Here is a 2,614-nt window from a genome sequence, read left to right on the forward strand (position 1 = left end):
GGTCGGCGGGAGCGGAGGCGGCCGCCGGGGTCGCCGGCTTGTCGTCGCCGTCGGACACCTGGATGCCGATATAGACCGCGACCAGTACGGCGATCACGGCCACACCCGCGAAGGCGCCGGTCAGGGCCTGGCCCCGGCGACTGGTACCGGTCTTGTCCTGGACGCTCATCTGTATCGGACTCTCCTGTCGGACGGGACATGCTGGCAGACTCCGGACACCGTACTCGCCGCGCCTGCGGGACCCGGGGCGAACCTCCGCCGAACCGCCGACCCCGGTGATCATCCGGACGGCTTGGTTACTCATTTCGCTCTTCTCCGTCACTCACGGAAGGTGAGACGGTGTACCTCCCCACAGCACCACGGCGACCGCTCGTCGCCGGCACCGGCTCAAGCAGCACAGCACTCGGGACAACCCGCCCGGCCGCCACCGGCGGTCGGCGCGCGCCCGCGAACGACCGGGGAGGGTCGGTTGCCGGACGACGACCGTACGACAGGTCGCCAGCCTGAGTCCGCAGGACGACCGGCCGACGTGGGGCACCGCAGGCCCTACCCGGCCGCGCCGAACCCGCGCACCAGCTATGGCTACCGCACGACCGGCCGCCGGGGGGCGGCCGTGCCACCGTTGCTGCTCGACGACGGGCGGCGCCGGCTGACCGAGTTCCTCATGCCCGCCGCGGTCATCCTCGCGGGCGTGCTGATCGTGGTGGCCTTCGGCTTCATCATCAGCCGGGCGGTGCGCGACGACGACCAGCAGGCGATCCCGCCGGTGCAGCCGCCGGCGCTCGGGGACGTGTCGCTGAACCCGGCCGACCAGTTCCCGATCCCGCTGCCGAGCGCCTCCGACGACGCCTCGCCCTCGCCGTCGCCCACACCGTCGAAGACCCGCACCACGCAGCCGGCGCCCACGACGACCAAGCCGAAGCCGCCGGACCAGGGCTCGGTCAAGGTCGACCGCAACGACGTACCGTCGCGGGTCGACCTGACCGGCGAGGGCAGCCGCGACTGGGTGCACTGGGGTGAGCAGAGCACGTTCTCGCTGGAACGCCGGGCCGACGGCGACTTCCAGATCCTCGAGGGCTCCCCCACCGCGCCGCGCTTCCGGCACGGCTTCAGCCCGGAGCGCTTCAGCTGGCGCGACGGCTCGCCGGTGAACAACAGCGACGGCACGCCGACCGGCATCCGCACCTGCGGCAAGGGCAACGGCTTCACGGTCTCGGCCCCGGCCGGCAACTCGGTGCGGACCCTGCGGCTCTACGTGGGTGCGCTGGCCGGCCGCGGCAAGCTGACGGCCAGGCTGTCGACCGGCTCGGCGTCGGCCACCTCGACGTTCGAGGAGCGCAGCAACAATCTCGACACGGCGGTCTTCGTGATCACCTACCGGGCGCCGAAGAACGGCAAGATCAACCTGAGCTGGGTCACCGAGGAGGCGTTCAGCCAGGACTGCGGCGGCGTCGCGCTCGAAGCGGCCACGCTGCGCTGAGATGGACCGGATTGCGCTGAAGTGAACCGGCTCCCCCTGGGGTGGGGGGATCCGGGCGTTCCGTGGGGTGCGGGACGCGGGTGTTAAGGAGATCGGTGTGTTCGCCGCCTGGGGATCATGGGTGGCCCGGTTCCGGTGGCCGGTGCTGGTGTGCACGGTCGTGGCGGTGGCCGCGGCCGGGATGTGGGGGCTGGGCGTCTTCGGCCAGCTGACCGAGGGCGGTTACAACGACCCCGGCAGCGAGTCGACCCGGGCCGCCGAGGTGGTCCGCGAGGAGCTGGGCGCGCAGGGCGGCGACGTCGTCGTCATCTACACGCCGACCGCGGGCACCATCGACGACGCGGGGCTCGGTCAGCGGGTACGGACCCGGCTCGAGGCGCTGCCGCCGTCGGCGGTCACGGCCGTCGCGTCGTACTGGCCGGACAAGGTCGCGCAGTACGCGTCGGCCGACCGGTCGCGGGCCGTGGCGGTGCTGACGCTGGCCGGCGACGACGAGGGCGCGAAGCTGGAGGCGTACCGGGAGATCGACGACAAGCTGGCGGTCGAGGGTGCGAGCATCCAGCTCGCCGGCGGCGCGCCGCTCAGTGACGCGTCGTCCACGCTGTCGACGCAGGACCTGGCGTTCGCCGAGGCCGTGTCGCTGCCGATCGTGCTGATCCTACTGCTGTTCATCTTCGGCTCGCTGGTCGCCGCGTCGCTGCCGGTACTGGTGGGCGGGTGCGCGGTGCTGGGCTCGCTGGGGGTGCTGCACGCGATCGCGTACGGGCACGACGTCAACTCGTTCGCGGTCAACGTGGCCAGCCTGCTCGGGCTGGGCATGGCCATCGACTACGGGCTGTTCATGGTCGGGCGGTTCCGGGAGGAGCAGGGGTTCGGGCGTACGCCGGGTGAGGCTGTGGCCCGTACCGTCGCGACCGCCGGACGCACCGTGATCTTCTCCGCGACGCTGCTGATGATCGCCCTGGCCGGGTTGCTGCTCTTCCCGCAGGGCTTCCTCAAGTCCCTGGCCTACGGCGGCCTCGCCGCCGTAGCGCTGGCCGCGATCCTGTCGCTGACGCTGCTGCCCGCCCTGCTGGCGGTCCTCGGCCCACGCGTCGACAAGCTGCCGGTGCGGCTGCCGCGCCGCGGCAGGAC

Annotated in this window: 2 protein-coding genes; both read left to right on the forward strand. The window is 72.3% G+C overall.

What is annotated here, in order from left to right; translation table 11 throughout:
* The first annotated feature begins 529 nt into the window (after nt 1–529).
* Entirely contained in the window at nt 530–1,480 is a 951-nt protein-coding gene (locus AB0C29_RS42830) for a hypothetical protein (RefSeq protein ID WP_360833318.1), read from the forward strand.
* Nucleotides 1,481–1,577: 97 nt separating this feature from the next.
* On the forward strand, nt 1,578–2,614 hold a 1,037-nt coding region (locus AB0C29_RS42835), incomplete at its 3' end, for an MMPL family transporter (RefSeq protein ID WP_360833320.1).

Origin of the sequence: Actinoplanes sp. NPDC048791 (assembly GCF_040650095.1) — a bacterium.
GTDB lineage: Bacteria > Actinomycetota > Actinomycetes > Mycobacteriales > Micromonosporaceae > Actinoplanes.